This window comes from Blastococcus sp. DSM 46786 (genome assembly GCF_900109665.1).
GTDB lineage: Bacteria > Actinomycetota > Actinomycetes > Mycobacteriales > Geodermatophilaceae > Blastococcus > Blastococcus carthaginiensis.
In genome coordinates, this window is the sequence record NZ_FOAO01000012.1 from 43,044 (window position 1) to 65,808 (window position 22,765).

General features: G+C 74.6%; 22 protein-coding genes. 7 read left to right on the forward strand and 15 right to left on the reverse strand.

Annotated elements, in window-relative coordinates; genetic code table 11:
* The first annotated feature begins 12 nt into the window (after positions 1-12).
* The 3 genes from BMW62_RS12325 (at position 13) to BMW62_RS12335 (ending at position 2,825) form a co-directional block, all read left to right on the forward strand.
* On the forward strand, positions 13-930 hold the full coding sequence (locus BMW62_RS12325) for an ABC transporter ATP-binding protein (protein WP_091931159.1): 918 nt from the start codon (positions 13-15) through the stop codon (positions 928-930).
* A complete protein-coding gene (locus BMW62_RS22655; protein WP_091931160.1) occupies positions 927-1,958 on the forward strand; it encodes a hypothetical protein in 1,032 nt (343 codons plus the stop codon). Before BMW62_RS12325 ends, BMW62_RS22655 begins: the two co-directional genes overlap by 4 nt.
* Before the next feature lie 213 nt (positions 1,959-2,171).
* Positions 2,172-2,825 (forward strand): DUF6338 family protein, encoded by a 654-nt coding sequence (locus BMW62_RS12335; RefSeq protein WP_091931161.1) that lies wholly within the window; start codon positions 2,172-2,174, stop codon positions 2,823-2,825.
* Positions 2,826-3,037: 212 nt separating this feature from the next.
* Here the strand turns inward: BMW62_RS12335 and nusB are convergent, their stop codons facing one another.
* The 15 genes from nusB to BMW62_RS12410 all read right to left on the reverse strand — a co-directional run bounded on the left by nusB (position 3,038) and on the right by BMW62_RS12410 (position 17,202).
* Positions 3,038-3,445, reverse strand: a complete 408-nt coding sequence (nusB, locus tag BMW62_RS12340) for a transcription antitermination factor NusB (RefSeq protein WP_091931162.1) — start codon at positions 3,443-3,445, stop codon at positions 3,038-3,040.
* A 16-nt stretch (positions 3,446-3,461) separates the two neighbouring features.
* The gene (efp, locus tag BMW62_RS12345; protein ID WP_091931163.1) at positions 3,462-4,022 is read right to left on the reverse strand and encodes an elongation factor P; all 561 of its coding nucleotides are present in this window, start codon (positions 4,020-4,022) and stop codon (positions 3,462-3,464) included.
* Entirely contained in the window at positions 4,023-5,141 is a 1,119-nt protein-coding gene (locus BMW62_RS12350) for a M24 family metallopeptidase (protein WP_091931164.1), read from the reverse strand.
* A complete protein-coding gene (gene aroQ / locus BMW62_RS12355) occupies positions 5,138-5,572 on the reverse strand; it encodes a type II 3-dehydroquinate dehydratase (RefSeq protein WP_091931165.1) in 435 nt (144 codons plus the stop codon). Before aroQ ends, BMW62_RS12350 begins: the two co-directional genes overlap by 4 nt.
* Complete coding sequence (gene aroB, locus BMW62_RS12360; RefSeq protein WP_091931166.1) at positions 5,569-6,630, reverse strand: 3-dehydroquinate synthase; 1,062 nt, start codon at positions 6,628-6,630, stop codon at positions 5,569-5,571. The genes aroQ and aroB overlap by 4 nt, the downstream gene beginning before the upstream one ends.
* On the reverse strand, positions 6,627-7,160 hold the full coding sequence (locus BMW62_RS12365; RefSeq protein WP_091931167.1) for a shikimate kinase: 534 nt from the start codon (positions 7,158-7,160) through the stop codon (positions 6,627-6,629). The genes aroB and BMW62_RS12365 overlap by 4 nt, the downstream gene beginning before the upstream one ends.
* Entirely contained in the window at positions 7,157-8,341 is a 1,185-nt protein-coding gene (gene aroC / locus BMW62_RS12370; protein WP_091931168.1) for a chorismate synthase, read from the reverse strand. Before aroC ends, BMW62_RS12365 begins: the two co-directional genes overlap by 4 nt.
* Before the next feature lie 72 nt (positions 8,342-8,413).
* On the reverse strand, positions 8,414-9,076 hold the full coding sequence (locus BMW62_RS12375; protein WP_091931169.1) for a prepilin peptidase: 663 nt from the start codon (positions 9,074-9,076) through the stop codon (positions 8,414-8,416).
* A gap of 10 nt (positions 9,077-9,086) precedes the next feature.
* Positions 9,087-9,893, reverse strand: a complete 807-nt coding sequence (locus tag BMW62_RS12380; protein WP_091931170.1) for a shikimate dehydrogenase — start codon at positions 9,891-9,893, stop codon at positions 9,087-9,089.
* Positions 9,886-11,574: an endolytic transglycosylase MltG gene (gene mltG, locus BMW62_RS12385; protein WP_139206256.1), complete on the reverse strand. Its 1,689-nt coding sequence runs from the start codon at positions 11,572-11,574 to the stop codon at positions 9,886-9,888. The genes BMW62_RS12380 and mltG overlap by 8 nt, the downstream gene beginning before the upstream one ends.
* Before the next feature lie 59 nt (positions 11,575-11,633).
* Positions 11,634-12,308: a Holliday junction resolvase RuvX gene (gene ruvX / locus BMW62_RS12390; RefSeq protein WP_091931251.1), complete on the reverse strand. Its 675-nt coding sequence runs from the start codon at positions 12,306-12,308 to the stop codon at positions 11,634-11,636.
* 5 nt (positions 12,309-12,313) lie between these two features.
* On the reverse strand, positions 12,314-14,998 hold the full coding sequence (gene alaS, locus BMW62_RS12395) for an alanine--tRNA ligase (protein ID WP_091931172.1): 2,685 nt from the start codon (positions 14,996-14,998) through the stop codon (positions 12,314-12,316).
* 50 nt (positions 14,999-15,048) lie between these two features.
* Complete coding sequence (locus BMW62_RS12400) at positions 15,049-15,339, reverse strand: hypothetical protein (protein ID WP_091931173.1); 291 nt, start codon at positions 15,337-15,339, stop codon at positions 15,049-15,051.
* The gene (locus BMW62_RS12405; RefSeq protein ID WP_091931174.1) at positions 15,339-15,764 is read right to left on the reverse strand and encodes a DUF948 domain-containing protein; all 426 of its coding nucleotides are present in this window, start codon (positions 15,762-15,764) and stop codon (positions 15,339-15,341) included. The genes BMW62_RS12400 and BMW62_RS12405 overlap by 1 nt, the downstream gene beginning before the upstream one ends.
* A 100-nt stretch (positions 15,765-15,864) precedes the next feature.
* A complete protein-coding gene (locus BMW62_RS12410) occupies positions 15,865-17,202 on the reverse strand; it encodes a replication-associated recombination protein A (RefSeq protein ID WP_091931175.1) in 1,338 nt (445 codons plus the stop codon).
* Positions 17,203-17,238: 36 nt separating this feature from the next.
* Between BMW62_RS12410 and BMW62_RS12415 the strand changes: the two genes are divergently transcribed.
* The 4 genes from BMW62_RS12415 (at position 17,239) to BMW62_RS12430 (ending at position 22,749) form a co-directional block, all read left to right on the forward strand.
* Positions 17,239-18,096: an aldo/keto reductase gene (locus tag BMW62_RS12415; RefSeq protein WP_091931176.1), complete on the forward strand. Its 858-nt coding sequence runs from the start codon at positions 17,239-17,241 to the stop codon at positions 18,094-18,096.
* Positions 18,097-18,222: 126 nt separating this feature from the next.
* Positions 18,223-19,632, forward strand: coding sequence for a transaminase (locus BMW62_RS12420; protein ID WP_091931252.1), 1,410 nt, complete (start codon positions 18,223-18,225; stop codon positions 19,630-19,632).
* The gene (locus tag BMW62_RS12425; RefSeq protein WP_091931177.1) at positions 19,629-21,275 is read left to right on the forward strand and encodes an amidohydrolase; all 1,647 of its coding nucleotides are present in this window, start codon (positions 19,629-19,631) and stop codon (positions 21,273-21,275) included. Before BMW62_RS12420 ends, BMW62_RS12425 begins: the two co-directional genes overlap by 4 nt.
* A 37-nt stretch (positions 21,276-21,312) precedes the next feature.
* Positions 21,313-22,749 (forward strand): gamma-aminobutyraldehyde dehydrogenase, encoded by a 1,437-nt coding sequence (locus BMW62_RS12430; RefSeq protein WP_091931178.1) that lies wholly within the window; start codon positions 21,313-21,315, stop codon positions 22,747-22,749.
* The last annotated feature ends 16 nt before the right edge of the window (positions 22,750-22,765 follow it).

Sequence of the window (22,765 nt, forward strand, 5' to 3'; positions counted from 1 at the left end):
CGGGAGACCGGCGTGCCGGCGGTGCAGATGACGGGGGTCGCCAAGACCTACCGCGGACGGGGCGGTCAGGTGCTCCGCGCGCTCGACGGCCTGGACATGACGGTCGACACCGGCGGCGTGCACGGGCTGCTCGGGCCCAACGGATCCGGGAAGACCACCTCGATCCGGGTCCTCCTGGGGCTGGTCCGCCCCTCGGCCGGCGAGATGCGGCTGCTGGACCGCCCCGTGCCGACCGATCTCCCCCAGGTGATCGGTGAGGTCGGCGCCCTCGTGGAGACGCCGCTGTTCTTCCCCGGCTTCTCCGGCCGGCGCAACCTCCGGCTGCTCGCCGAGACCGCCGGGGTCCCCGCCGCCCGCGTCGAGGAGTGCCTGGAACTGGTCGACCTCCGCGACCGCGCCGACGACCGGTTCAAGGGCTACTCCCTCGGCATGAAGCAGCGCCTCGGCATCGCGGCGGCGCTGCTCAAGGCGCCCCGCCTGCTGATCCTCGACGAGCCCAGCAACGGCCTGGACCCGGCCGGCATCCGCGACGTCCGCGAGCTCATCCGGCGGCTGGGCCGCGACGGCCGCACGACGGTCCTGCTCTCCTCCCACCTGCTCGCCGAGATCCAGCAGGTGTGCGACTCGGTGACCATCCTCGCCCGGGGGCGCCAGGTGGCCGCCGGCCCCGTCTCCTCCGTGCTGGACCGCGCCGGCACCGGCGACGTCCGCGTGGCGGTGCCCGACCCGGCTGCCGCCGCCGCCGTGCTGGGCGGCGCCGGGTTCTCCGTCTCCCCCGCGCCCGACGGGCAGATCCTCGTGCACGGCGCCCCGGCACCGGGCGAGATCACCCGCGTGCTCGCCGGGCACGGCCACTACGTCGAGGAGCTGGTCCGCGTGACCCCCGACCTGGAGAGCGCCTTCCTCGCGATCACCGGGGAGCAGGCGTGAGCGCGGTGACCGAGCAGCCGACGACGTCCCCCGAGCCGGCGGCCACCCGGCCGCGGGGCAGCCTCTTCCGCGCCGAGGTGCACCGGTTCACCTCCCGCCGCTTCATCCAGGTCCTGCTGGCCCTGGCCACACTCGGCTGGCTCGGGGCCGTCGTCATCGGGCTGCTCAACTTCGGCGAGCCGACCGACGCCGACCTCGCCGCCGCGACCCAGCAGCGCGACGAGTTCCTCGCCGGCGAGCGGGAGTTCCGGCAGGTCTGCGAGCAGGACGCCGAACAGGCCGGTCAGCCCGTCGACCAGTTCTGCGGCCCGCCCCTGACCGAGTCGGACGTCCCCGTCGAGGACTTCCTCACGACGGCGCCCTTCGACCTCGCCTCGGCCGGCGAGGCCGGGGCGGTGGGCTTCGCCGTCGCCGCGGCGGTGCTCGCCTTCCTGATCGGGGCCACCTGGATCGGGGCCGAGTGGTCCACCCGCACCATCGTCGCTTTGCTCTTCTGGGTGCCGAACCGGCTCAAGGTCATCGGCACGAAGACCGGCGTCCTCGCCCTCGCGGCGTTGACCCTCGGTGTCGCCGCGCAGCTCGCGTGGCTGGCCATGGCGTGGCTGCTGGACGCCCTCGTGGGCAGCGACCGTGGGGTCCCGGACGGCTTCTGGTCCGGGCTGCTGGCCGCGCAGGGACGCGGCATCGTGCTCACGGTGCTGGTCGGCCTCATCGGCTTCGGCCTGGCGAACCTGGTGCGCAACACCGGGGCGGCCCTGGGTGTGGGCTTCGTCTACTTCGCGGTCGCGGAGAACGCGCTGCGCATCCTCGAGCCCACGACGGACCGGTGGCTGCTGTCGACCAACTCCATCGCGCTCGTCCTCCCGGGCGGCCTGGAGCTGTTCGACCTCGGGGGCGGTGGACCCTCGGCGGCCGAACCGACCACCTACCTGGTCAGCAACCTGCAGGGCGGCCTCGTCGTCGGGGTCTTCGCCGCGGTGCTCATCGGCGTCGGCACCTGGCTGTTCGTGCGGCGCGACCTGCACTGAGTGATCTGTCGTCCTCCGGACGACACCGCGACCAACGGCAGTCACCCTGCTGCGACGAGCGCGTCCGCACACTCCTCGCCGGACCCTCCGGGCCCACCTCGTCGGTGCCGTGCAGCTGTGCTTCGTCGTCCTCCGGACGACACCGCGGCCAACGGCCGTCCCACCCCTGCCGCTCCGGACCGCTGTTGTCGTAGGCCCGTGGTGGAGTGATTCGTGATCTCGACGTTCCAGGCCTTGGTGGTCGCTCTGCTGTTCATCCTCCCGGGAGCGGCATACACCTTCGCCCTCGAGCGGGTCGGCGGCTCGTTCGGCGTGAAGCTCGTGGATCGCATCTTTCGGTTCCTTGCTGCATCGGCCGTCTTCCAGGCTCTCTTCTCCGGGCCGGAACTGTGGGCATACCGTGAATGGGTCGCCAGCGGACGTCTGGAGCGGGGCGAGGTCCCTTGGTGGCTGGTGCAGGCAGTTGCCCTGGCATACGTCCTGGTCCCCATCGGCGTGGGGAGCCTGGTCGGTAGGGGGCAGAAGGCACGCTGGCGCTGGGTCACCGCTTTCACAGGGGATTCTCCGGAGCCGCGAGCGTGGGACTACCTCTGGCGGCGCAACGCACGCGGGCTGGTGCGTGTCCGGCTGAAGTCGGGCAGCTGGCTGGCCGGCATCTATGGAGTCAGCGCCACAGGCGTCCGCTCCTATGCCTCGGGCTACGACGAGGAAGGAGACGTCTACCTGGCCGAAGCCCTGAGCGTGGATCCGGAGTCAGGCGCGTACGAAGTGGACGACGACAGTCGGCCCGTGCGCATGGAGGGTGCCCCGGGACTCCTCATACGATGGTCGGAAGTCGAGTACCTGGAGTTCGAGGAGATCGCATGACCCACGAGGACAAGAGGACTCCGACCCCCGTCCGCCGGGATCCTCGCTCGTCGGACTTCGAGAAGCGCGGGGGGTACCCGAGTTCCGGTGAGCCGGTGGCCCAACTACCCCGGGTGCGCCCCGGACCTGGTCCTGGCGGCAAGCGCCCGACCGAAGGTCCCCCACAAGCGCGCGCGAAGGGCTGATCCGCCAGCGTCGACCCGCTGGACGACTCAGGCGGTGGGGACCTCGGCGGCGAGGATGGCGCCGAGCACGCCGTTGACGTACCGGGGCGACTCGTCGGTGGAGATGGCGCGGGCCAGCTCCACCGCCTCGTCGATGACGACCGCGTCGGGCACGTCGTCCACCCAGAGCAGCTCGAAGGTCGCCATGCGCAGGATCGCCCGGTCGACGTCGGGCAGCCGCTCCAGCGACCAGCCGGAGGTGTGCGCCTCGATCAGCTCGTCGATGCGCGCACCGTGCTCGGCGACGCCCTCGACCAGGCGGATGGCGTGGTCGGGGATCGGCGGGTTGCCGTCGGCGACCCGTTCGCGGAGCAGCTCCACGCGCTCCCGGCCACGCACGTCGGCCTCGTACAGGACGTCGACGGCGCGCTTGCGCGCCTTGGTCCGTGCGGCCATGAGGGTTACCGCGCTGTCAGTTGACGCGGCCGAGGTAGCGGCCGTCGCGGGTGTCTACCTTCAGCTTCTCGCCGGTGCTGATGAACAGCGGCACCTGGATCTGCGCGCCGGTCTCCAGCGTGGCGGGCTTGGTGCCACCGGTGGAGCGGTCGCCCTGCAGGCCCGGGTCGGTGTGCTCGACGACGAGCTCCATGGTCACCGGCAGCTCGACGTACAGGGGGTTGCCCTCGTGCACCGCGACGACGACCTCGGTGTTGTCCAGCAGGTAGTTCGCGCCGTCGCCGACGGTCTCGGTCGGCACGTAGATCTGCTCGAACGTGTCCCCGTCCATGAAGACGAAGTCGGTGCCCTCCTTGTACAGGTAGGTCATCGACCGCTTGTTCACGGTGGCCGTCTCGACCTTGGTGCCGGCGTTGAAGGTCTTGTCGACGACCTTGCCCGACAGCACGTTCTTCAGCGTCGTGCGCACGAAGGCCCCGCCCTTGCCGGGCTTGACGTGCTGGAAGTCGGTGACGGTCCAGAGCTGGCCGTCCAGGTTGAGGACGATGCCGTTCTTCAGGTCGTTGGTGGTAGCCATCTAGAGGACCAGCAGTTCCTTGCTCGTGAGGGTCAACAACTCGGGCGCGTCGCCGGTGACGATCAGGGTGTCCTCGATCCGGACACCGCCGTGGCCGGGCAGGTACACGCCCGGCTCCACGGTGACGGCCATACCGGCGGCAAGAGTACCCGCGCCCTGCTGGCCGATGCCCGGCGCCTCGTGGATCTCCAGGCCCACGCCGTGCCCGAGGCCGTGGGTGAAGTGGTCGCCGTGCCCGGCCGCCACGATCACGTCGCGCGCCGCGGCGTCGACGGCGACGACGTCCGCCCCGACCGCGAGCGCCGCCCGGCCGGCCGCCTGCGACTCCGCCACCAGGGCGTAGACCTCCCGCTGCCAGTCCGCCGCCTGGCCCAGCACCAGGGTGCGGGTCATGTCGGAGTGGTAGCCCTCGACGGTGGCGCCGAAGTCGAGCTTGAGGAAGTCGCCCGAGCGCAGCTCGGTCTGGTCGGGCCGGTGGTGCGGGATGGCCGAGTTCGCCCCGGTGGCGACGATCGTCTCGAACGACGGCGCCTCGGCGCCCAGCGCCAGCATCCGCGCATCCAGCTCGCGGCCGACCTCCAGCTCGGTGCGGCCGGGACGGAGCGCGCCCTCGGCGGCCAGCTCGGCCAGCGCCTGGTCGGCGACGGCGCACGCGCGGCGCAGCGACTCGATCTCGTCGGGGTCCTTGACCGCACGCTGGGCCTCGACGGCCCGGCGCACCGACGCCAGCTCCGGGACGGTCCCGCCCGCGGCGGCGTCGGCGAGCACGCGCTCCAGCCCGTGCAGCCCGTCGACGGTGAGGTCGTGGGACTCGTAGCCGATCCGCCGGGCGGGCAGTGCTCCCGAGCCGGAGCGCACGGCCTCCCGGGCCAGGGCGGGCACCGTGGCCCGGTCGACGAGCAGCTCCACGTCGGGCACCTGCACGCCGGCCTGGGTCGTGTACCGGCCGTCGGTGCCGAAGAGGTCGCGGCCGTCCACCCGCAGCAGCAGCGCGCCGTTGGAGCCGGTGAAGCCGGTGAGGTACCGGACGTTGAGCAGGTTGGTGACCAGCACGGCGTCCAGCCCGCGCTCCGCGGCGGTGGCCCGGAGCACCTCGCGCCGCTGGGAAGCGCGGCTCACGAGACGCCCCGCAGCGTCATCCACTGCAGCGCCAGCACGTAGCCGTGCACCCCCAGCCCGGCGATGACGCCGTCAGCCACCCGCGAGACGTAGGAGTGGTGCCGGAACTCCTCGCGCCGGTGGATGTTGCTGATGTGCACCTCCACCACCGGGGCGGTCACCGCGGCCAGGGCGTCGTGCAGCACGACCGAGGTGTGCGACCAGCCGCCGGGGTTGACCACGATCGGGTCGCCGGCGTCGGTCGCCTCGTGGATCCAGCGGAGCAGCTGGCCCTCGTCGTCGGTCTGGCGCACGGCCACCTCGACGCCCAGCTCCCGGGCGGCGGTCTCCACCAGCTCGACCAGCTGGGCGTAGGTGGTGGTCCCGTAGACCTCGGGCTCGCGGGTGCCGAGCCGGCCGAGGTTCGCGCCGTTGAGCACGTGGATCGTCATGTGTCATCTCCGGAGACGGCGGCCCAGGCCGCGTCGAGCCAGGCCTGGTCGGGGTCGTTCAGGATGCGGGGATCGCCCAGCCCGTCGAGGACGACGAAGCGCAGCGAGGCGCCGCGGGCCTTCTTGTCCACGCGCATGACCTCCTGCAGCCGCGGCCAGTCTCCGGCGTAGGTGGTGGGCAAGCCCATGGCGGTGAGGAGCTCGCGGTGCCGGTCGACCTCCGCGCGGGTCAGCAGCCCGGCCTGCCCGGCCAGCTCGGCGGCGAACACCAGCCCGACCGCGACCGCCTCGCCGTGCCGCCAGCCGAAGTCCTCGACCCGCTCGACCGCGTGGCCGAGGGTGTGGCCGTAGTTGAGGAACTCCCGGACGCCGGTGTCGAGCAGGTCCTCCCCCACCGCGGCGGCCTTCACCCGTACCGCGCGCTCGATGAGCTCCTCGGTGTCGCGGCGCCCCGTCGGGTCGGCGGCCAGCAGCTCGAGGATCCGGCCGTCGGCGATGAAGCCGCACTTGACCACCTCGGCCAGCCCGGCGCGGAACTCGTCCTGGGGCAGGCCGGCCAGCAGGTCGGTGTCGGCGAGCACGCCCGCGGGCGGGTGGAACGCGCCGACCAGGTTCTTGCCGGCGGCGGTGTTGATGCCCGTCTTGCCGCCCACGGCGGCGTCGACCATGCCGAGCAGGCTGGTGGGCACCTGGACGACGCGGATGCCGCGGGTCCAGGTGGCCGCGAGGAAGCCGGCCAGGTCGGTGACCGCTCCCCCACCGAGCCCGACGACGGCGTCGGACCGGGTCAGCCCCAGCCGGCCGAACTCGTCCCACATCGCGGCCGCGACCTGCGCGGTCTTGGCCGCCTCACCGTCGGGGACGACGAGCGCCTCGGCCGCGACGCCGGTGGTCTGCAGGGTCTCCACGGCGGCGCCGGCCGCGGCGGCGAGCGGCGGGGCGTGGACGACGGCCACCTTCGGCGTGCCGGCCAGCACGAGCGCCAGCTCCGCCTGGGCGCCGGCGCCGATGACGACCTCGTAGGGCTGCTCCCCCGCGACCGGGACGCGGCGGGTCACCGGGCTCCCTCCGGGGTCAGGACGGCGAGCACCTCGGCGATGACCTCCTCCGGCGCGCGCCCCGCGGTGGCGACGCGGTGCGTGGCCACCTCCGTGTAGAGCGGGGCGCGCTGTTCGAGCATGGTGCGCAGCATCGCGCGCGGGTTCACGGCCAGCAGCGGCCGGTCGCGGGAGAGCCCCACGCGGCGGGCGGCGGAGGCGACGTCGACGTCGAGCCAGACCACGGCCTCGCCGGCCCGGCCGTGGGCGACCAGCAGCTCGCGGGTGGCGGCGCTGGTCACCGCTCCGCCGCCGAGGGCCAGCACCCCGGTGTGCTCGGTGAGCGCGCGGGCGACCGCCTGCTCCTCCAGCGCGCGGAACTGCGGCTCGCCGTGCTGGACGAACAGGTCGGCGACCGTCGACCCGGTGGCCTCCTCGACGTCGCGGTCGGTGTCCCGGAACGCCAGCCCCCGGGCGGCGGCGACAGCCGTGCCGACCGTCGTCTTCCCCGAGGCGGGCGGACCGACGAGGACCAGGGCCGGCCGGTTCACCGGTAGGGCAGGGCGTCGAGGTAGGCCTGCGCGTTGCGCCGGGTCTCGGCGACCGAGTCGCCGCCGAACTTCTCCAGCGCGGCGTCGGCCAGCACGAGGGCGACCATCGCCTCCATCACGACGCTGCCGCGCGGCACGGCGCACGCGTCGCTGCGCTGGTTGATCGCGACCGCGGCCTCCCCGGTGGCGACGTCCACGGTCTGCAGCGCCCGGGGCACGGTGCTGATCGGCTTCATCGCGGCGCGGACGCGCAGCACCTCGCCGTTGGTCATGCCGCCCTCGATGCCCCCGGCCCGGTCGGTGAGCCGCTGCACCCGGGTGCCGCCGTCGGCGAGCACGATCTCGTCGTGGGCCACCGAGCCGCGGCGGCGGGCGGTCTCCAGCCCGTCGCCGACCTCCACGGCCTTGACCGACTGCACGCCCATGAGGGCGGCGGCCAGCCGGGCGTCCAGGCGCCGGTCCCAGTGCACGTGGCTGCCCAGGCCCGGCGGCAGCCCGTGGACGACGACCTCGATGACGCCGCCGAGCGTGTCACCGCATCTGCGGGCGTCGTCGATTTCGGCGGTCATCCGCTCGCTGGTGGCCGGATCGGCGCAGCGCACCGGGTCCTCGTCGAGCCGCGGGTTGTCCTCGGGCCCGGGCACGAGGCCGTCGGGCGCGACCACCGGGCCGATGCCCACGACGTGGCTGACCACCGAGACCCCGAGCGCCTGGCGCAGGAAGGCCTGCGCGATCGCGCCGAGGGCCACCCGCGCGGCGGTCTCCCGCGCGCTCGCCCGCTCGAGCACCGGCCGGGCGTCGTCGAAGCCGTACTTCTGCATGCCCGCCAGATCGGCGTGACCGGGCCGCGGGCGGGTCAGCGGCGCGTTGCGGGCCTGCCCCGCCAGGATCTCGGCGTCGACCGGGTCGGCGGACATGACCGTCTGCCACTTCGGCCACTCGGTGTTGCCGACCTGCACCGCGATCGGCCCGCCCTGGCTGCGGCCGTGGCGCACACCGCCGGTGAGGGTGACGACGTCCTGCTCGAAGGACATCCGGGCACCCCGCCCGTGCCCGAGCCGGCGACGGGCGAGCTGCAGGTCGAGGTCGGCCGTCTGCACCTCGACCCCGGCCGGGAGGCCCTCGAGGATGGCGGTGAGCTGCTGGCCGTGCGACTCACCGGCGGTCAGCCAGCGCAACATGCCGGGGATTCTAAGGGGACCACCCTTCCCCCCTTCCCTCGCGGGCTCGGGCGGGACCCCGAGGGGTGGCCCTCAGGTGGGTGGGACACCGCCGAGCGCCAGCGCCAGGACGGCGCCGGCCAGCAGCGGCGGGCCGAAGGGCACGGTGCTGCGCCAGCCCGCCCGCCGCGTCGCCACGAGGGCCAGCGAGACCAGGCCCCCGGTGAGCAGACCGAGGAACACGCCGGCCAGCAGCACGCCCCAGCCGGACCAGCCGAGCACCAGTCCCAGCAGCCCGAGCAGCTTGACGTCGCCGAACCCCAGGGCCGCGGGGCCGGCCAGGCGCGCCGCACCCGAGAGGACGAGGGCTGCGGCGCCCGCCACGAGGGCCCGGACCAGCGCCGGCCAGGTGCCCAGCAGCGCGGCGTCGACCAGCAGGGCGGCACCGCAGACGGCCGCGGCCGGGAGGAGCACGCGGTCGGGCAGCCGGTGCGCGGCGAGGTCCACGCCGGCCAGCACGACCGCGGCCCCCGCGGCCCAGGCCAGCGCCGCGGTGGCGGGGCGCGGCCCGCCGAGCAGCACCGCCGCGGCCAGCAGACCGGCGGTGAGCACCGCCGTCAAGGCCACCCGGGCCCGCGACGGGGTGGCGGCGTCGTCCCGGGCGGCGAGCCGGACGGTGCTGCGGGCCAGGAGGGGCCCGAGGAGCAGTCCGGCCAGCACGGCGACGCCGGTGAGGACGGCGTGGGACACGTCCACGGCGGGCGGCTCAGCGGGCGTCGAGCGCGGCGCGCATCGCACCGATGGGGGCCGGCTCCCCGGTCATGAGCTCGACCTGCACGGTGGCCTGCCAGAAGAGGACCTCCAGCCCGCTGATCACCGCGCCGCCGGCGGCGGAGACCGTCTCGGCCAGCGGGGTGGGCCAGGGGGCGTAGAGGACGTCCAGCACGGTCTGCCCGCCGTGCCAGTCCAGGGCCGCCACGGCCGGCTGCCCCGCGACCGGCACGGTGCTGACGACGACGGGGGCCTCGACCCGCGCCCCCTCCAGCGGCAGCACCCGCGCCTGCACGCCGAGGGTTTCCAGGACCCGCACCACGTCACCGGCCCGGGCCGGTTCCCGCACGACCACGTCGACCCGCTCAGCCCCCAGGGAGGCCAGCGCCACGGCGGCGGCCGCCGCGGTGCCCCCGGCGCCGAGCACTGCCGCGTGCCCCACCTCGTCCACGCCGGCCACCTGCAGGGCCGTGCCGATACCGGCGACGTCGGTGTTCTCGGCCCGCCAGCCGGCGTCGGTGCGGACGAGGGTGTTGGCCGCGCCCAGCAGCCGCGGCAGCGGCTCCACGACGTCGGCGACCGCGACCGCGGCCTGCTTGCACGGCATCGTCACCGAGAAGCCGCGCCACTCCTCACCGAGGCCGGCGAGCAGCACCACCACCTCGTCGGCCCCGATGTCGAGGGCGTCGTAGGTCCAGCCGTCCAGCCCCAGCGCCGCGTAGGCGGCGCGGTGCAGCAGCGGCGAGAGCGAGTGGCTCACCGGCCGCCCGAGGACCGCCGCCCGCTGCGGCCGGTCAGCCACCGCACCCGAGGCCGGCGTCGGCGCACCGCTGGCGGGCCTGCTGGAACTCGGCGTAGTCGCTGGTGAAGAAGTGCGCCCCGTCCTCCGACTCGAGCACGTAGTACAGGAGGTCCCCGGTCGTCGGGGCCAGCGCCGCCTCGAGGCTCCGCTCACCCGGGGAGCTGATGGGGGTCGGCGGCAGGCCGCGCCGGTTCCGCGTGTTGTACGGGTTGTCGCTCTGCAGGTCCGTGACCGTCAGCTCGTTGCCGCTCTTGTCCAGCCCGTAGGCCAGCGTCGCGTCGATGCCGAGCGCGATGCCCGCGTTCAGCCGGTTGTAGATCACCTGGGCGACGTCGGCGCGCTCCTCGTCCAGCCGGGTCTCCGACTGGATCATCGAGGCGATCGTGACCACCTCGCCGGGGGTGCGCCCGAGGGCGGCGGCCCGCTCCTCGAGCCGCAGGCGGGCGGCCACCTCGTTGAAGGTCTCGACCATCCGCTGCAGCATCTGCTGCGGCGTGGTGCCCGGCTCGAAGTCGTACGTCGCCGGGAAGAGGTAGCCCTCCAGCTGCCCGCCGGCGTACGGGGGCAGCGGCAGCGCCGCGGGATCGGCCGCCGCCTCCAGCTCCGCGAGCGGCGTGCCGGTCTCCTCCGCGAGCCGGGTGAGGATCTGCTCCACGGTGAAGCCCTCGGGCACGGTCACCCGCGTCACCTGGCGGGACGCCGGGTCCAGCAGCAGGTCCAGGGCGCCCTGCCCGCTCATCTGCAGCCGCAGCGAGTAGACGCCGGGCTGGATGCCGGTGGCCGCGGGCTCGCCCTGCGCGGCGTCCACGAACGGCCCGGTGGAGGCGATGACGTCGGCGTCGGCCAGCGTGCGGGCGATGTCGGTGAGCGTGTCGCCCTGCTGCACCCGCACGTCGACGCTGCCGGTGCCCGGACCCGCGTAGTCACGGGCGGCCGGGTCGAGCATGCCGAGGAGTTGCTGCCCGGCGAGCACGATGCCCACGACCATGCCGCCGAGGACCAGCAGCGCCAGCCCGATCGCCAGCGGGCGACGGCGCCGCCGCCGGCGCTGCGGGTCCGTGCGCGGGTCGTAGGGGGCGATCGGGATCTCGTCGTCGTGCAGCAGGCCGCCGTCGTCGGGGTCCCCGTGCAGGTCCAGGTCGTCCTGCGGGTGGAGCGCGGCCGTGTCGTCCGCCGGGGTGGCGCCGGGGGCGGGCTGCGGCGCGTCGCCCTCGTCCCGGCGCCGGCGCAGGACGCGGCGCCGGGGCCGGGGCCGGTCGTCGTCCACGTTCGCGCCGATGACGTCCAGGCCACCGGTCGGGTCGTCCGCGGCCGGCTCGGCCGGCGGCTCCTCGGGGGTGTCGTCGGGCCCGGCGGAGAGCCGGGGCGCGGCGACGGTCGCGTCGTCGTCCACGGCGTCCTCGCGCGGTCGCAGCCGGTCCCACGCGCCGGCCGGCAGCGGCGGCAGCGGGGCCGAGGGGTGCTGGCGGTCGAAGCCGTGGTCGTCGCGGTCGCCGTGCCGGGACGTCAGGGGGCTGTCGGCGGACGACCACCCGCCCGGCGCGCCCATCGGCCCCGTCTCGTCACCGGACCGGTCGACCAGCCCGGCACCCGGGCGCGGGAACACCGGCGGGTGGCCGGAGGTGCCCGGCGGGAAGCCACCGGCAGGGGCACCGAAGCCGGTCGGGAACGGTGCCGGCATGCCACCGGTCCCGTCGTCGAACGCGTGCCTCCCCCGCCGCTGCGGCCCGCCGGGCGCGCTCACGAGGGCGCCTGCCGGCTGTCGAGGTACTGCTGCAGGATCACCACGGCGGCCGCCTGGTCGATCACCGCGCGCTGGCGACGGCTGTCGATGCCGCCGTCGCGGAGGTGGCTGGCTGCGGTCACGGTCGAGAGCCTCTCGTCGATCAGGTTCACCGGCACGTCCGGGATCCGGTCGGCCAGTTCCTGTGCGTAATCGGCAGCATCCTGCGCGGAGGCACCGGCGGCGCCCGACAGGTGCACCGGCTCTCCCACCACCACCTCTGACACCTCGTGTTCCGCGACCAGGGCGGCGAGCCGGTCCAGGTCGGCACCGTCCTTGGCCCGGCGCAGCGTCTCCAGGGGGCTGGCGAGGGTGCCCGTCGGGTCCGACAGCGCCAGCCCGACCCGCACGGTGCCGACGTCGACGCCGAGGACCCGGCCCCGGGCACGGCCGGCGCCGGCGCGGCGCGGAGGCACCTGGAGGTGCTGCGGCCAGCCGCCGGACAGGTCGATCTCCGTGGTCTCGTGCTTGACCGGCGGGAAGCCCTGGCTCAGGTCGATCTCCGTGGTCGGGTGGTACGTCGGCTGCTCCCCCGTGCTCGGGCGCGGACGCGCCGGCGGCACCGCCGGCAGCTTCCGCCGGCGGCCACCGACCGGGCCGGTGTCCTCGGGGTCGTACTCGGTGTCGGGCACGTTCGTCACCTTCCCGTGGCGGTCGCGACCGCCTGCTCGCCGGCCTGCAGTGCCGCGGGGATACCCGCGGGATCGGTTCCGCCCCCCTGGGCGACGTCGGACTTGCCGCCACCGCGGCCGCCGACGGGTGCCGAGGCCGCCTTGAGGACGTCGTTGGCCGACAGCCCCCGGGTGACCGCGGCCGGGTTCAGTGCCGCCACCAACGCCACCTTGCCACCGGACTCCGATGCCAGCAGCACGACCGCCGGCCGGTCGGCCCCGATGCGGCCGCGGACGTCGAGCGCCAGCGTGCGCAGTTCCCCGCCGCCGAGACCGGCCGGGGAGCCGGTGACGACGGCGACGCCGCCCACGTCGCGGGCCGACGCGGCCAGCTCGCCGGCGGCCGCCAGCGTCTGCTGCGCCCGCAGGTCGGCCAGCTCGCGGTCCAGGTCGCGCAGCCGGGAGACCATGCCGCCCACCCGCTCGACCAGGCCGTCCTGCGGCGACTTGAGGATCTCGGCCAGCTGGCGCACCAGGTCGCGCTCGCGCGCCAGGTACCGGAAGCCCTCCAGCCCCACCACGGCCTCGACCCGCCGCGAGCCCGAGCCCACGGAGGATTCACCGGTCAGCGCCAGCGTGCCGATCTGCGCACTGCCGCGCACGTGGGTGCCACCGCAGAGCTCGCGCGACCACGGGCCGCCGATCTCCACGACCCGCACCTGCTCGCCGTAGGTCTCGCCGAACAGCGCCAGGGCGCCGAACGCCTGCGCCTCGGGCAGCGTCATCCAGCTGGCGGAGACCCTGTGGTCGGCGCGGACGGCGGCGTTGGCGACGTCCTCGATGTCGGTGCGCTGCTGCTGGCTGAGCGCGCCCTGCCAGGCGAAGTCCAGCCGCAGGTAGCCCGGCCGGTTGTAGGAGCCCGACTGGAGGGCCTGGGGGCCGAGCACCTGGCGCAGCGCGGCGTGCACCACGTGCGTGCCCGAGTGCGCCTGGCACGCCGACAGCCGCCACTCGCGGTCGACCTCGGCGGTGAGCTCGGCACCGGCGCGCAGCTCGCCCTCGAGCACCCGCACCTGGTGGGCCACGAGCCCCTTGACCGGGCGCTGGACGTCGATGACCTCGGCGCGGCCGCCGTCCCAGGTGAGGAGGCCGGCGTCGGCCACCTGTCCGCCGGACTCGGCGTAGAACGGCGTGCGGTCCAGCACCACGCGGGTGATCTCGCCGGGCCCGGCCGGCCGGTCGCCCTCGTCCTCGCCCTCGGCGACGACGCCCAGCACGCGGGAGTCGGTGCGCAGGGTCTCGTAGGCCCGCCAGTCCGTGGGACCGTGCTCGGCGAGCAGCCGCCGGTAGGCCAGGACGTCGACCGAGCCGGTGCGCTTGGCCCGCGCGTCGGCGCGGGCGCGGTCGCGCTGCTCCGTCATCAGGGCCCGGAAGCCCTCCTCGTCGACGGTGACGCCCTGCTCGGCGGCCATCTCGAGGGTGACGTCGATCGGGAAGCCGTAGGTGTCGTGCAGGGAGAACGCCTGCTCCCCCGAGAGCTTCGGGGCACCGGCCTGGTTGGCCTGCTGCACCGCGGTGTCGAACAGCGCCGTCCCCGAGGCGAGGGTGCGCCGGAACGCCTCCTCCTCGGCGTAGGCCACCGACGAGATCCGGGCGAAGTCGGTCTCCAGCCCGGGGTAGCTGGCCTTCATGGCCTCCTTGGAGACCGGCAGCAGCTCGGGCAGGGTCGCCTCGTCGACCCCGAGCAGCTTCATCGAGCGGACGGCGCGGCGCAGCAGCCGGCGCAGGATGTAGCCGCGCCCTTCGTTGCCCGGGGTAACGCCATCGCCGATGAGCATCAGCCCGCTGCGCACGTGGTCGGCGACGACCCGCAGCCGCACGTCGGCGTCGACGTCCTTGCCGTAGGTGACGCCGGCGAGGTCGGCGGCCCGGCGCAGCACCGGCGCCACCTCGTCGATCTCGTACATGTTGTCGACGCCCTGCAGCAGGAAGGCCACCCGCTCCAGGCCCATGCCGGTGTCGATGTTCTTCTTCGGCAGCTCGCCGAGGACCGTGAACTCCTCCTTGCTGCGGACGTCGGCGAGCTCGTACTGCATGAAGACGAGGTTCCAGATCTCCAGGAACCGGTCGCCGGCGGTGTCCACCAGCGGGCCGCCGTCGGGGCCGAACTGCGGGCCGCGGTCGAAGTAGATCTCCGAGCAGGGGCCGCCCGGGCCGGCCGCCCCGGTGTGCCAGTAGTTGTCCTTCTTGCCCAGCCGCTGGATCCGCTCGACCGGCAGCCCGGCGATGCGGCGCCAGGCGTCGGCGGCCTCGTCGTCGTCGAGGTAGACCGTCACCCAGATGCGGTCGGGGTCGAAGCCGAGACCGCCGTCCTCCAGCCGCCCGGTGATCAGCTCCCAGGCGTGCTGGATCGCCCCCTCCTTGAAGTAGTCGCCGAAGGAGAAGTTGCCGTTCATCTGGAAGAACGTGCCGTGCCGGGTGGTCTTGCCCACCTCCTCGATGTCGAGGGTGCGCACGCACTTCTGCACGCTGGTGGCCCGGGCGAAGGGGGCGGGCTCGCGGCCGGTCAGGTAGGGGATGAAGGGCACCATGCCGGCGACGGTGAACAGCAGCGACGGGTCCGGGGAGACCAGCGAGGCGCTGGGGACGACGGTGTGGCCGCGCTGGGCGAAGTGCTCCAGGAAGCGGCGGCGGATCTCGGCGGTCTGCATCTCAACTCAGTTCTGCGGGGCCCGGTGCGCGTGCGGCGCGGGCCGGTGGGTCAGAGGTCGGCGGCGTGCGCGCCGCCGCGGCGGGCAGGGAGCTCGACCTGGGACGGGTCCGGCAGGGGCGCGTCGAGCCCGGTGCCGGCGCGCAGCTCCTGCTCCCGCTCGCTCATGGCCTCGCGGACGTCCGCGCCGAAGTCGCCGATCGCGTCGGCGAGGTCGCGCAGCCCCTCGGCGATCGAGGCCCCGATGCCGGCCGGTGTCATCTTCTCGGCGGCGGCCGAGAGCTTGCGGACGACGAGCGCCCCGATGGTGATCCCCATCGCGAGCCAGAACAGCCGGCGCATCAGGCGGCCCGCCGGGCGGACCGGCGCGTGCGGCGCGCCTCCTTGTCGCGGCGGGCGGCGTCGGCGATCGCCTGGCCCTCCCGCTTCTTCTTCGTGGCGCTGCGGACGCCGTAGCTGAACGCGGCCACCTTGATCAGCGGGCTGCCCAGGGTGGCGGCGACGACGCTGGTGAGCGCCGCGACGTTGCTGGAGACGTTGGCGGCGTTGCCGGTGATGTCGTCGACCCGCTCCAGGTTGCTGTTCACGTGCGCGACCGTGGTGCCGGCCTGGCTCAGGATCGGCGCGCTCTGCTCGCGGACCTGCCGGATGGTCAGGGTCGTCTCGTCGAGCGTCCGGCCGAGCTTGAGCAGCGGGACGGCCACGAGCACCACCAGCAGCACCAGGGCCCCGGCTGCGATCAGCCCGGCGATCTCTCCTACGGACACGCGTGCTCCTGTTCTGAGGGGATTCGGCGCCCGGGGGCGACGTTCCGGCCTCGTCACAGTAGTCGCGGGCCCGCCGGGCCGTCCGTGCCCCGCCGCCGGGTCAGCGCGTCCGGCGGAGGATCGCCCGCAGCTTCGCCAGCCGTTCGCCCAGCCGCGCCTCGACGCCGCGGTTGGTGGGGCGGTAGTAGTCCCTGCCCACCAGCGCATCCGGCGGGTACTGCTGGGCCACGATGCCGTCGGGGTGGGCGTGGGGGTAGGAGTAGGTCTTCCCGTGGCCGAGCTTCTTCGCCCCGGCGTAGTGCGCGTCGCGCAGGCCGGGTGGCACCGGGCCGGCCAGCCCCGCGCGGACGTCGGCCACCGACTCCCCCATCGCCACCGTGACCGCGTTCGACTTCGGCGCCGTGGCCAGGTGGACGACGGCCTGGGCCAGCGGGAAGTGGCCCTCGGGCATGCCGATGAACTGCACCGCCTGCATCGCCGCGACGGCCGTGGTCAGCGCGGTGGGGTCGGCCATGCCGATGTCCTCGCTGGCGCTGACCACCAGCCGCCGGGCGATGAAGCGCGGGTCCTCCCCCGCCTCGACCATGCGGGCCAGGTAGTGCAGCGCGGCGTCGACGTCGCTGCCGCGGATGCTCTTGATCAGGGCGCTCGCGACGTCGTAGTGCTGGTCGCCCTGCCGGTCGTAGCGGACCGCCGCCTGCGCGACCGCCGTCTCCAGCGTGGCGAGGTCGATCTCGGTCGCGCCGACCGCGCGCGCCGCGCCGGCGCCGGACTCCAGGGCGGTGAGCGCCTTGCGCCCGTCGCCGCCGGCGATGCGGACCAGGTGCTCCTCCGCCTCCGCGGCGAGCGTGACCGCGCCGTCGAGCCCGCGGTCGCTGGCGAGGGCCCGGTGCAGCAGCAGGCGGACGTCGCCGTCGGTGAGGGGCTGGAGCGCGAGCACCAGGCTGCGGGACAGCAACGGGCTGACCACGGAGAAGAACGGGTTCTCGGTGGTGGCGGCGATCAGGCTGACGATCCGGTCCTCCACCGCCGACAGCAGGCTGTCCTGCTGGGTCTTGGAGAAGCGGTGCACCTCGTCGATGAACAGCACGGTGCGACGGCCGGCGTAGGTGAGCTCGCGCTTGGCGCTCTGGATGACCGCCCGCACCTCCTTCACCCCGGAGTCCAGCGCCGACAGCTGCACGAACTGCCGCTTGGTGGCCAGCGAGATGACGTGCGCGAGGGTGGTCTTGCCGGTGCCGGGCGGGCCGTAGAGCACCAGCGACATCGGCTCGTCGGACTCGACCAGCCGGCGCAGCGGTGCGCGGTCGCCCAGGAGGTGCTGCTGCCCGACGACCTCGTCCAGCGAGCGCGGGCGCATCCGCACCGCCAGCGGGGCGCCCGGGTCGACGACCGGCGCACCCTCCTCGCCCGGCGCGGGGTCGAACAGCGAACTCACGGGTGGGAACGCTACCCGCGGGGCACGACAGCCCCCATGCAGCAGCGACGCATCGGGACCGTGACCGTGGGCGCCATCGGGCTGGGCGCCATGCCCCTGTCCACCAAGGGCGAGCGCCCCTCGGGGGAGGACGCCGTCGCCGTGGTGCACGCCGCGCTGGACGCGGGCGTCACCCTGATCGACACCGCCGACGCCTACGCCCGCGACGAGGCGGAGTTCGGGCACAACGAGGAGCTGGTGGCGCGGGCGCTGGCCGGCTACGGGGGTGACACCTCCTCGGTGCTGGTCGCGACCAAGGGCGGCCACACCCGCCGCGGCACCGACTGGGAGCTCGACGGGTCACCGGCCTACCTGCGGCGCGCCTGCGAGGACTCGCTGCGGCGGCTGGGCGGGGACGCCATCGGGCTCTACCAGTTCCACCGGCCCGACCCGGCGACGCCGTGGGAGGAGTCGATGGGGGCGCTGCGGCAGCTCGCCGACGACGGGCTGGTGCGCATGGTCGGCATCTCGAACGCCGACATCGCGCAGATCGACGTCGCCCGCTCGATCGTGGGCGAGGCACTGGTGAGCGTGCAGAACCAGTTCTCCCCCGGCTGGCGCCACTCGGCCGACGAACTGGCGCACTGCGCGGGCCACGGCCTGGCCTTCCTGCCGTGGAGCCCTTTCGGCGGGGTGACCTCCGCCGGGTCGCTGGGCTCGACCGCGCCGGCGTTCGCCGAGGTGGCCGAGGAGCGCGGGGTCTCGGTGTACCAGGTCACCCTCGCCTGGCACCTGGCGCAGAGCGACACGGTCGTCCCCATCCCGGGTGCCTCGCGCATCGCCTCGATCCAGGACTCGGTGGCCGCTGCCGACGTCGAGCTCTCCGCGGACCAACTGGCCCGCCTCACGGGCTGACGGGGACACACCGTCACCCCGCCGCCACGCCGGTGTCCTGATCGGCCTCTTGCCCGCCCCGGCGTCCGTGCCAGAGTCCCGCGCAGACGTGACCAGCGGGAACACCTGATGGCGGAGGCGGCATCGATGTCGGGACGGCTGCGGGGACCGGGCGCCGAGGTCGCCGGCGGGGACGCGTCCGGCACGGGCGTCGATCCGGCGCGGGTGGTGGCGCTGACCGAGCGGGAGGAGGCGGTCTTCGCCGCTCGTCACCAGCGCTGCGCCGCCCTGCACGAACGGGCCCGGGCGAGCATGCCCGGCGGCGTGCCGATGAGCTGGATGGCCAAGTGGGCGGGCCCCTTCCCGCTGTCGGTCGCCACCGCGTCCGGCTCCCGCTTCACCTGCGCCGACGGCGTGGAGTTCGTCGACCTCTGCCTCGGTGACACCGGCGCGATGACCGGCCACTCCCCGCCCGCGGCGGTCGCCGCCGTCGCCCGGCAGGCGGCCCGGGGCATCACCCTCATGCTCCCCACCGAGGACGCGGCCGTGGTGGCCGAGGAGCTGACGTCCCGGTTCGGCCTGCCGCAGTGGCAGTTCACGCTGTCGGCGACCGACGCCAACCGGCACGTCGTCCGCTACGCCCGGCACCTCACCGGCCGGCCCCGCGTCCTGGTCGCCGACGCCTGCTACCACGGCAGCGTCGACGAGACCTTCGCGACGCTCGACCGGGAGGGGCGGGTCGTCCCGCGCCGGGGGAACATCGGCCCGCCGGTGCCGCCCTCGGCGACCACCTCGGTGGTGCAGTTCAACGACGTGGCCGCCCTGGAGCGGGAGCTGGCCACCGGCGAGATCGCCTGCGTGCTCATGGAGCCGGCGATGACCAACGTCGGCATCGTGCTCCCGGAGCCCGGCTACCACGAGGCCCTGCGGTCGCTGACCGAGCAGCACGGCACCCTGCTCGTCCTCGACGAGACGCACACCCTCTGCGCCGGGCCCGGCGGGATGACCGCGGCCGGCAGGTTGCGGCCCGACGTCGTGACGCTCGGCAAGGCCCTCGGCAGCGGGGTCCCGTGCGGGGCGTTCGGGATGACCGCCGAGGTCGCCGACCGGGTGCGCCGGTCGGTCGAGCTGGAGGACGTCGACGTCGGCGGCATCGGCGGCACGCTGGCCGGCAACGCGCTCTCCCTCGCGGCGATGCGCGCCACCCTGCAGCAGGTCCTGACCCCCGACGCGTTCGCCGGCATGCTCCCGCTGGGCGCCCGGTGGGCCGAGGGCGTCGCCGGCGTGCTCGCCGACCAGCAGGTCCCGTGGCACGTCACCCGGCTCGGGGCGCGCGCCGAGTACGCGTTCGCGCCGGTCCCGCCGCGGACCGGCCGCGAGGCCGCCGCGGCCGACGACTTCCCGCTGCAGACCCTGCTGCACCTGTCGGCGCTCAACGCCGGGATCCTGCTCACGCCGTTCCACAACATGGCGTTGATGGCGCCCACGACCACGGCCGAGGACGTCGACCGGCACACCACGGCGTTCGCCGCCGTCCTCGGGGAGCTGGTGGCGTGAGCGGCGGGACAGCCGACCTCGTCCTCACCGGAGCCGCCGTGTGGTGCGGCGGCCCGGAGTCCCGCCGCGCCGGGGCCCTGGCCGTGCGCGGGAACCGGATCGTGGCGGTCGGCACCGAGGACGAGGTGCGGCAGCACGCCGGCAGCCGCACCGAGCACCTCCACCTCCCGGGTCGGCTGGTCGTCCCCGGGTTCCAGGACGCGCACGTCCACCCCCCGCAGGCCGGCCGCAACCGGCTCAGCGTGGACCTCGACGGCCTGCCCGACCGGGCCGCCTACCTGGAGGCCGTCGCCCGCTACGCGGCGCAGCACCCGGAGCGGTCCTGGATCTTCGGCGGCGGCTGGTCGATGGAGCACTTCCCCGGTGGCGCGCCCGTCAAGGAGGACCTCGACCGCGTCGTCCCCGACCGGCCGGTCTTCCTCTTCAACCGCGACGTGCACGGCGCGTGGGTCAACTCCCGCGCTCTCGAACTCGCCGGGATCACCCGGCACACCCCCGACCCGCCCGACGGGCGCATCGAGCGCGATGCGCACGGCGAGCCGACGGGAACCCTGCACGAGGGGGCCGCCTACACGCTGAACGACACGGTGGTGCCGGCGCCCGACCCGGCGGAGCTGGAGGCCGCGATCCTGTCCGCCCAGGAGCACCTGCACCGGCTGGGGATCACCGGGTGGCAGGACGCGTGGGTGACACCGGAGACGCAGCGGGCCTACGAGTCGCTGGCCGCCGGAGGGCGGTTGACCGCCCGGGTGGTCGGCGCCCTGTGGTGGGACCGGCACCGCGACCTCGGTCAGGTGCCCGACCTGCTCGCCCGCCGGCAACGGGGGCGGGCCACCGGGCACGGCCGGTTCTTCCCGACCACCGTGAAGATCATGGCCGACGGCGTCCTGGAGAACGGCACCGGCGCGCTCCTGGAGCCCTACTGCGACGGCTGCGGCGGCGAGTCCGGGAACAGCGGTCTCAGCTATCTCGACCGGGACGAGCTCGCCGCCGCCGTCACCGCCCTGGACGCCGAGGGTTTCCAGGTGCACGTGCACACCATCGGCGACCGCGCGGTGCGCGACGCGCTGGACGCCGTCGCCGCGGCCCGGGCCGCGAACGGCCCGGCCGACCGGCGCCACCACCTCGCCCACGTCCAGCTCATCCACCCCGACGACCTGCCGCGCTTCGCCGAGCTGGGCGTGGTGGCCAACTGCCAGGCGTACTGGGCGCAGCACGAGCCGCAGATGGACGACCTGACCCTGCCCGTCCTCGGCGACGAGCGGAGCGGGTGGCAGTACCCCTTCGCCGACCTGCTGCGCGCCGGTGCCCGCCTCGCGATGGGCAGCGACTGGCCGGTGACCACACCCGATCCGCTGCAGCAGATCGAGGTCGCCGTGACCCGCGTCGACCCCGCCGACCGCAGCGCACCGCCGTTCCTGCCCGAGCAGCGGCTCTCCCTGACCGAGGCCCTCACCGCCTTCACCTCCGGTAGCGCCTACGTCAACCACGACGACGGGGAGTCCGGGCGCCTGGCGCCGGGCATGCGCGCGGACCTGGCCGTCCTCGACACCGACCTGTTCGCCGACGGCGCCCCGCCGGTGGCCGACGCGCGGGTCGAGTTCACCGTGGCCGCCGGCCGCGTGGTGCACCAACCCCGTTGAACCCTGCCCGTCCGGGCCCGTCCAGGAGGAGCGGTCGATGACCGAACTGCGCAACTTCGTCGACGGCGGGTACGTCGACGGCTCCGGCGACCGCCGCTCCGACCTGGTCGACCCCACGACCGGAGAGGTCTTCGCGACGGCACCGGTGTCCGGTGCGACCGACGTCGACCGCGCCTACCGGTCGGCCGCGCGGGCGTTCGAGGGCTGGCGGGAGGCGACTCCCTCGACCCGGCAGAAGGCGCTGCTGGACTTCGCCGACGCGGTGGAGGCCCGCGGCGAGGAGATCCTGGCGCTGGAGAGCCGCAACACCGGCAAGCCCTTGGCGGTCGCCGCGCGCGAGGAGCTGCCCCCGATGGTCGACCAGATCCGCTTCTTCGCCGGCGCCGCCCGCGTGCTGGAGGGGCGGTCGGCCGGCGAGTACCTGGCCGGGCACACCTCCTGGGTCCGGCGGGAGCCGGTCGGCGTCGTCGGCGCGGTCACCCCCTGGAACTACCCGATGATGATGGCGGTCTGGAAGATCGCCCCCGCGCTCGCGGCGGGCAACGCGGTGGTCCTCAAGCCCAGCGACACCACCCCGGCCACGACCCTGCTGCTCGCGGAGATCGCGGCGGAGTTCCTGCCGCCCGGGGTGCTGAACGTGGTCTGCGGCGACCGGGACACGGGGCGGGCCGTGGTGGAGCACCCGGTTCCCCAGATGGTCTGCATCACCGGATCGGTGCGGGCCGGCATGGAGGTCGCCGACGCGGCGGGGGCCGACGTCAAGCGCACCCACCTGGAGCTCGGCGGCAAGGCGCCGGTCGTCGTCTTCGACGACGCCGACGTCGCGGCGGCCGCCGAGGCGATCGCTGCCGCCGGCTACTTCAACGCCGGTCAGGACTGCACGGCGGCGACCCGGGTCCTCGCGGGGCCGCGGATCCACGACGACTTCGTCGCCGCGCTGTCCGAGCAGGCGGCGAGCACCACGACCACGGCGCAGCACGGCCCCGGCGACGAGGACGCGCTCGTCCCGCCGCTGAACAACGCCGCCCAGCTGGACCGGGTGCTGGGGTTCCTCGACCGGGTCCCCGGCCACGCGACCGTCTCCGCCGGCGGCGGGCGGCAGGAGGGCCCCGGCTTCTTCGTCGAGCCCACTGTCGTCGCGGGGCTGCGCCAGGACGACGAGATGGTGCAGGACGAGGTCTTCGGCCCGGTGATCACCGTGCAACGGTTCACCGACGAGGGCGAGGCACTGCGCTGGGCCAACGGCGTGCGGTACGGGCTGGCCTCGAGCGTGTGGACGACGGACGTCGGCCGGGCCATGCGGATGACCCGGCGGCTGGACTTCGGCTGCGTCTGGGTCAACTGCCACATCCCCGTGGTGGCCGAGATGCCGCACGGCGGCTTCAAGCACTCCGGCTACGGCAAGGACCTGTCGATGTACAGCCTGGAGGACTACACCCGGATCAAGCACGTGATGGCGAACATCGAGGCGTGAGGGTCCGGCGGCCGGG

What these genes read in the sequence shown, in the direction of transcription:
- BMW62_RS12415 (WP_091931176.1), top strand. Translation starts at nt 17,239, where the DNA reads ATGCAGCAGCGACGCATCGGGACCGTGACCGTGGGCGCCATCGGGCTG.
- alaS (WP_091931172.1), bottom strand. Translation starts at nt 14,998, where the DNA reads ATGCAGACCGCCGAGATCCGCCGCCGCTTCCTGGAGCACTTCGCCCAG.
- nusB (WP_091931162.1), bottom strand. Translation starts at nt 3,445, where the DNA reads ATGGCCGCACGGACCAAGGCGCGCAAGCGCGCCGTCGACGTCCTGTAC.
- mltG (WP_139206256.1), bottom strand. Translation starts at nt 11,574, where the DNA reads ATGCCGGCACCGTTCCCGACCGGCTTCGGTGCCCCTGCCGGTGGCTTC.
- aroC (WP_091931168.1), bottom strand. Translation starts at nt 8,341, where the DNA reads ATGTTGCGCTGGCTGACCGCCGGTGAGTCGCACGGCCAGCAGCTCACC.
- BMW62_RS12430 (WP_091931178.1), top strand. Translation starts at nt 21,313, where the DNA reads ATGACCGAACTGCGCAACTTCGTCGACGGCGGGTACGTCGACGGCTCC.
- BMW62_RS12400 (WP_091931173.1), bottom strand. Translation starts at nt 15,339, where the DNA reads ATGCGCCGGCTGTTCTGGCTCGCGATGGGGATCACCATCGGGGCGCTC.
- efp (WP_091931163.1), bottom strand. Translation starts at nt 4,022, where the DNA reads ATGGCTACCACCAACGACCTGAAGAACGGCATCGTCCTCAACCTGGAC.
- aroQ (WP_091931165.1), bottom strand. Translation starts at nt 5,572, where the DNA reads ATGACGATCCACGTGCTCAACGGCGCGAACCTCGGCCGGCTCGGCACC.
- BMW62_RS12420 (WP_091931252.1), top strand. Translation starts at nt 18,223, where the DNA reads ATGTCGGGACGGCTGCGGGGACCGGGCGCCGAGGTCGCCGGCGGGGAC.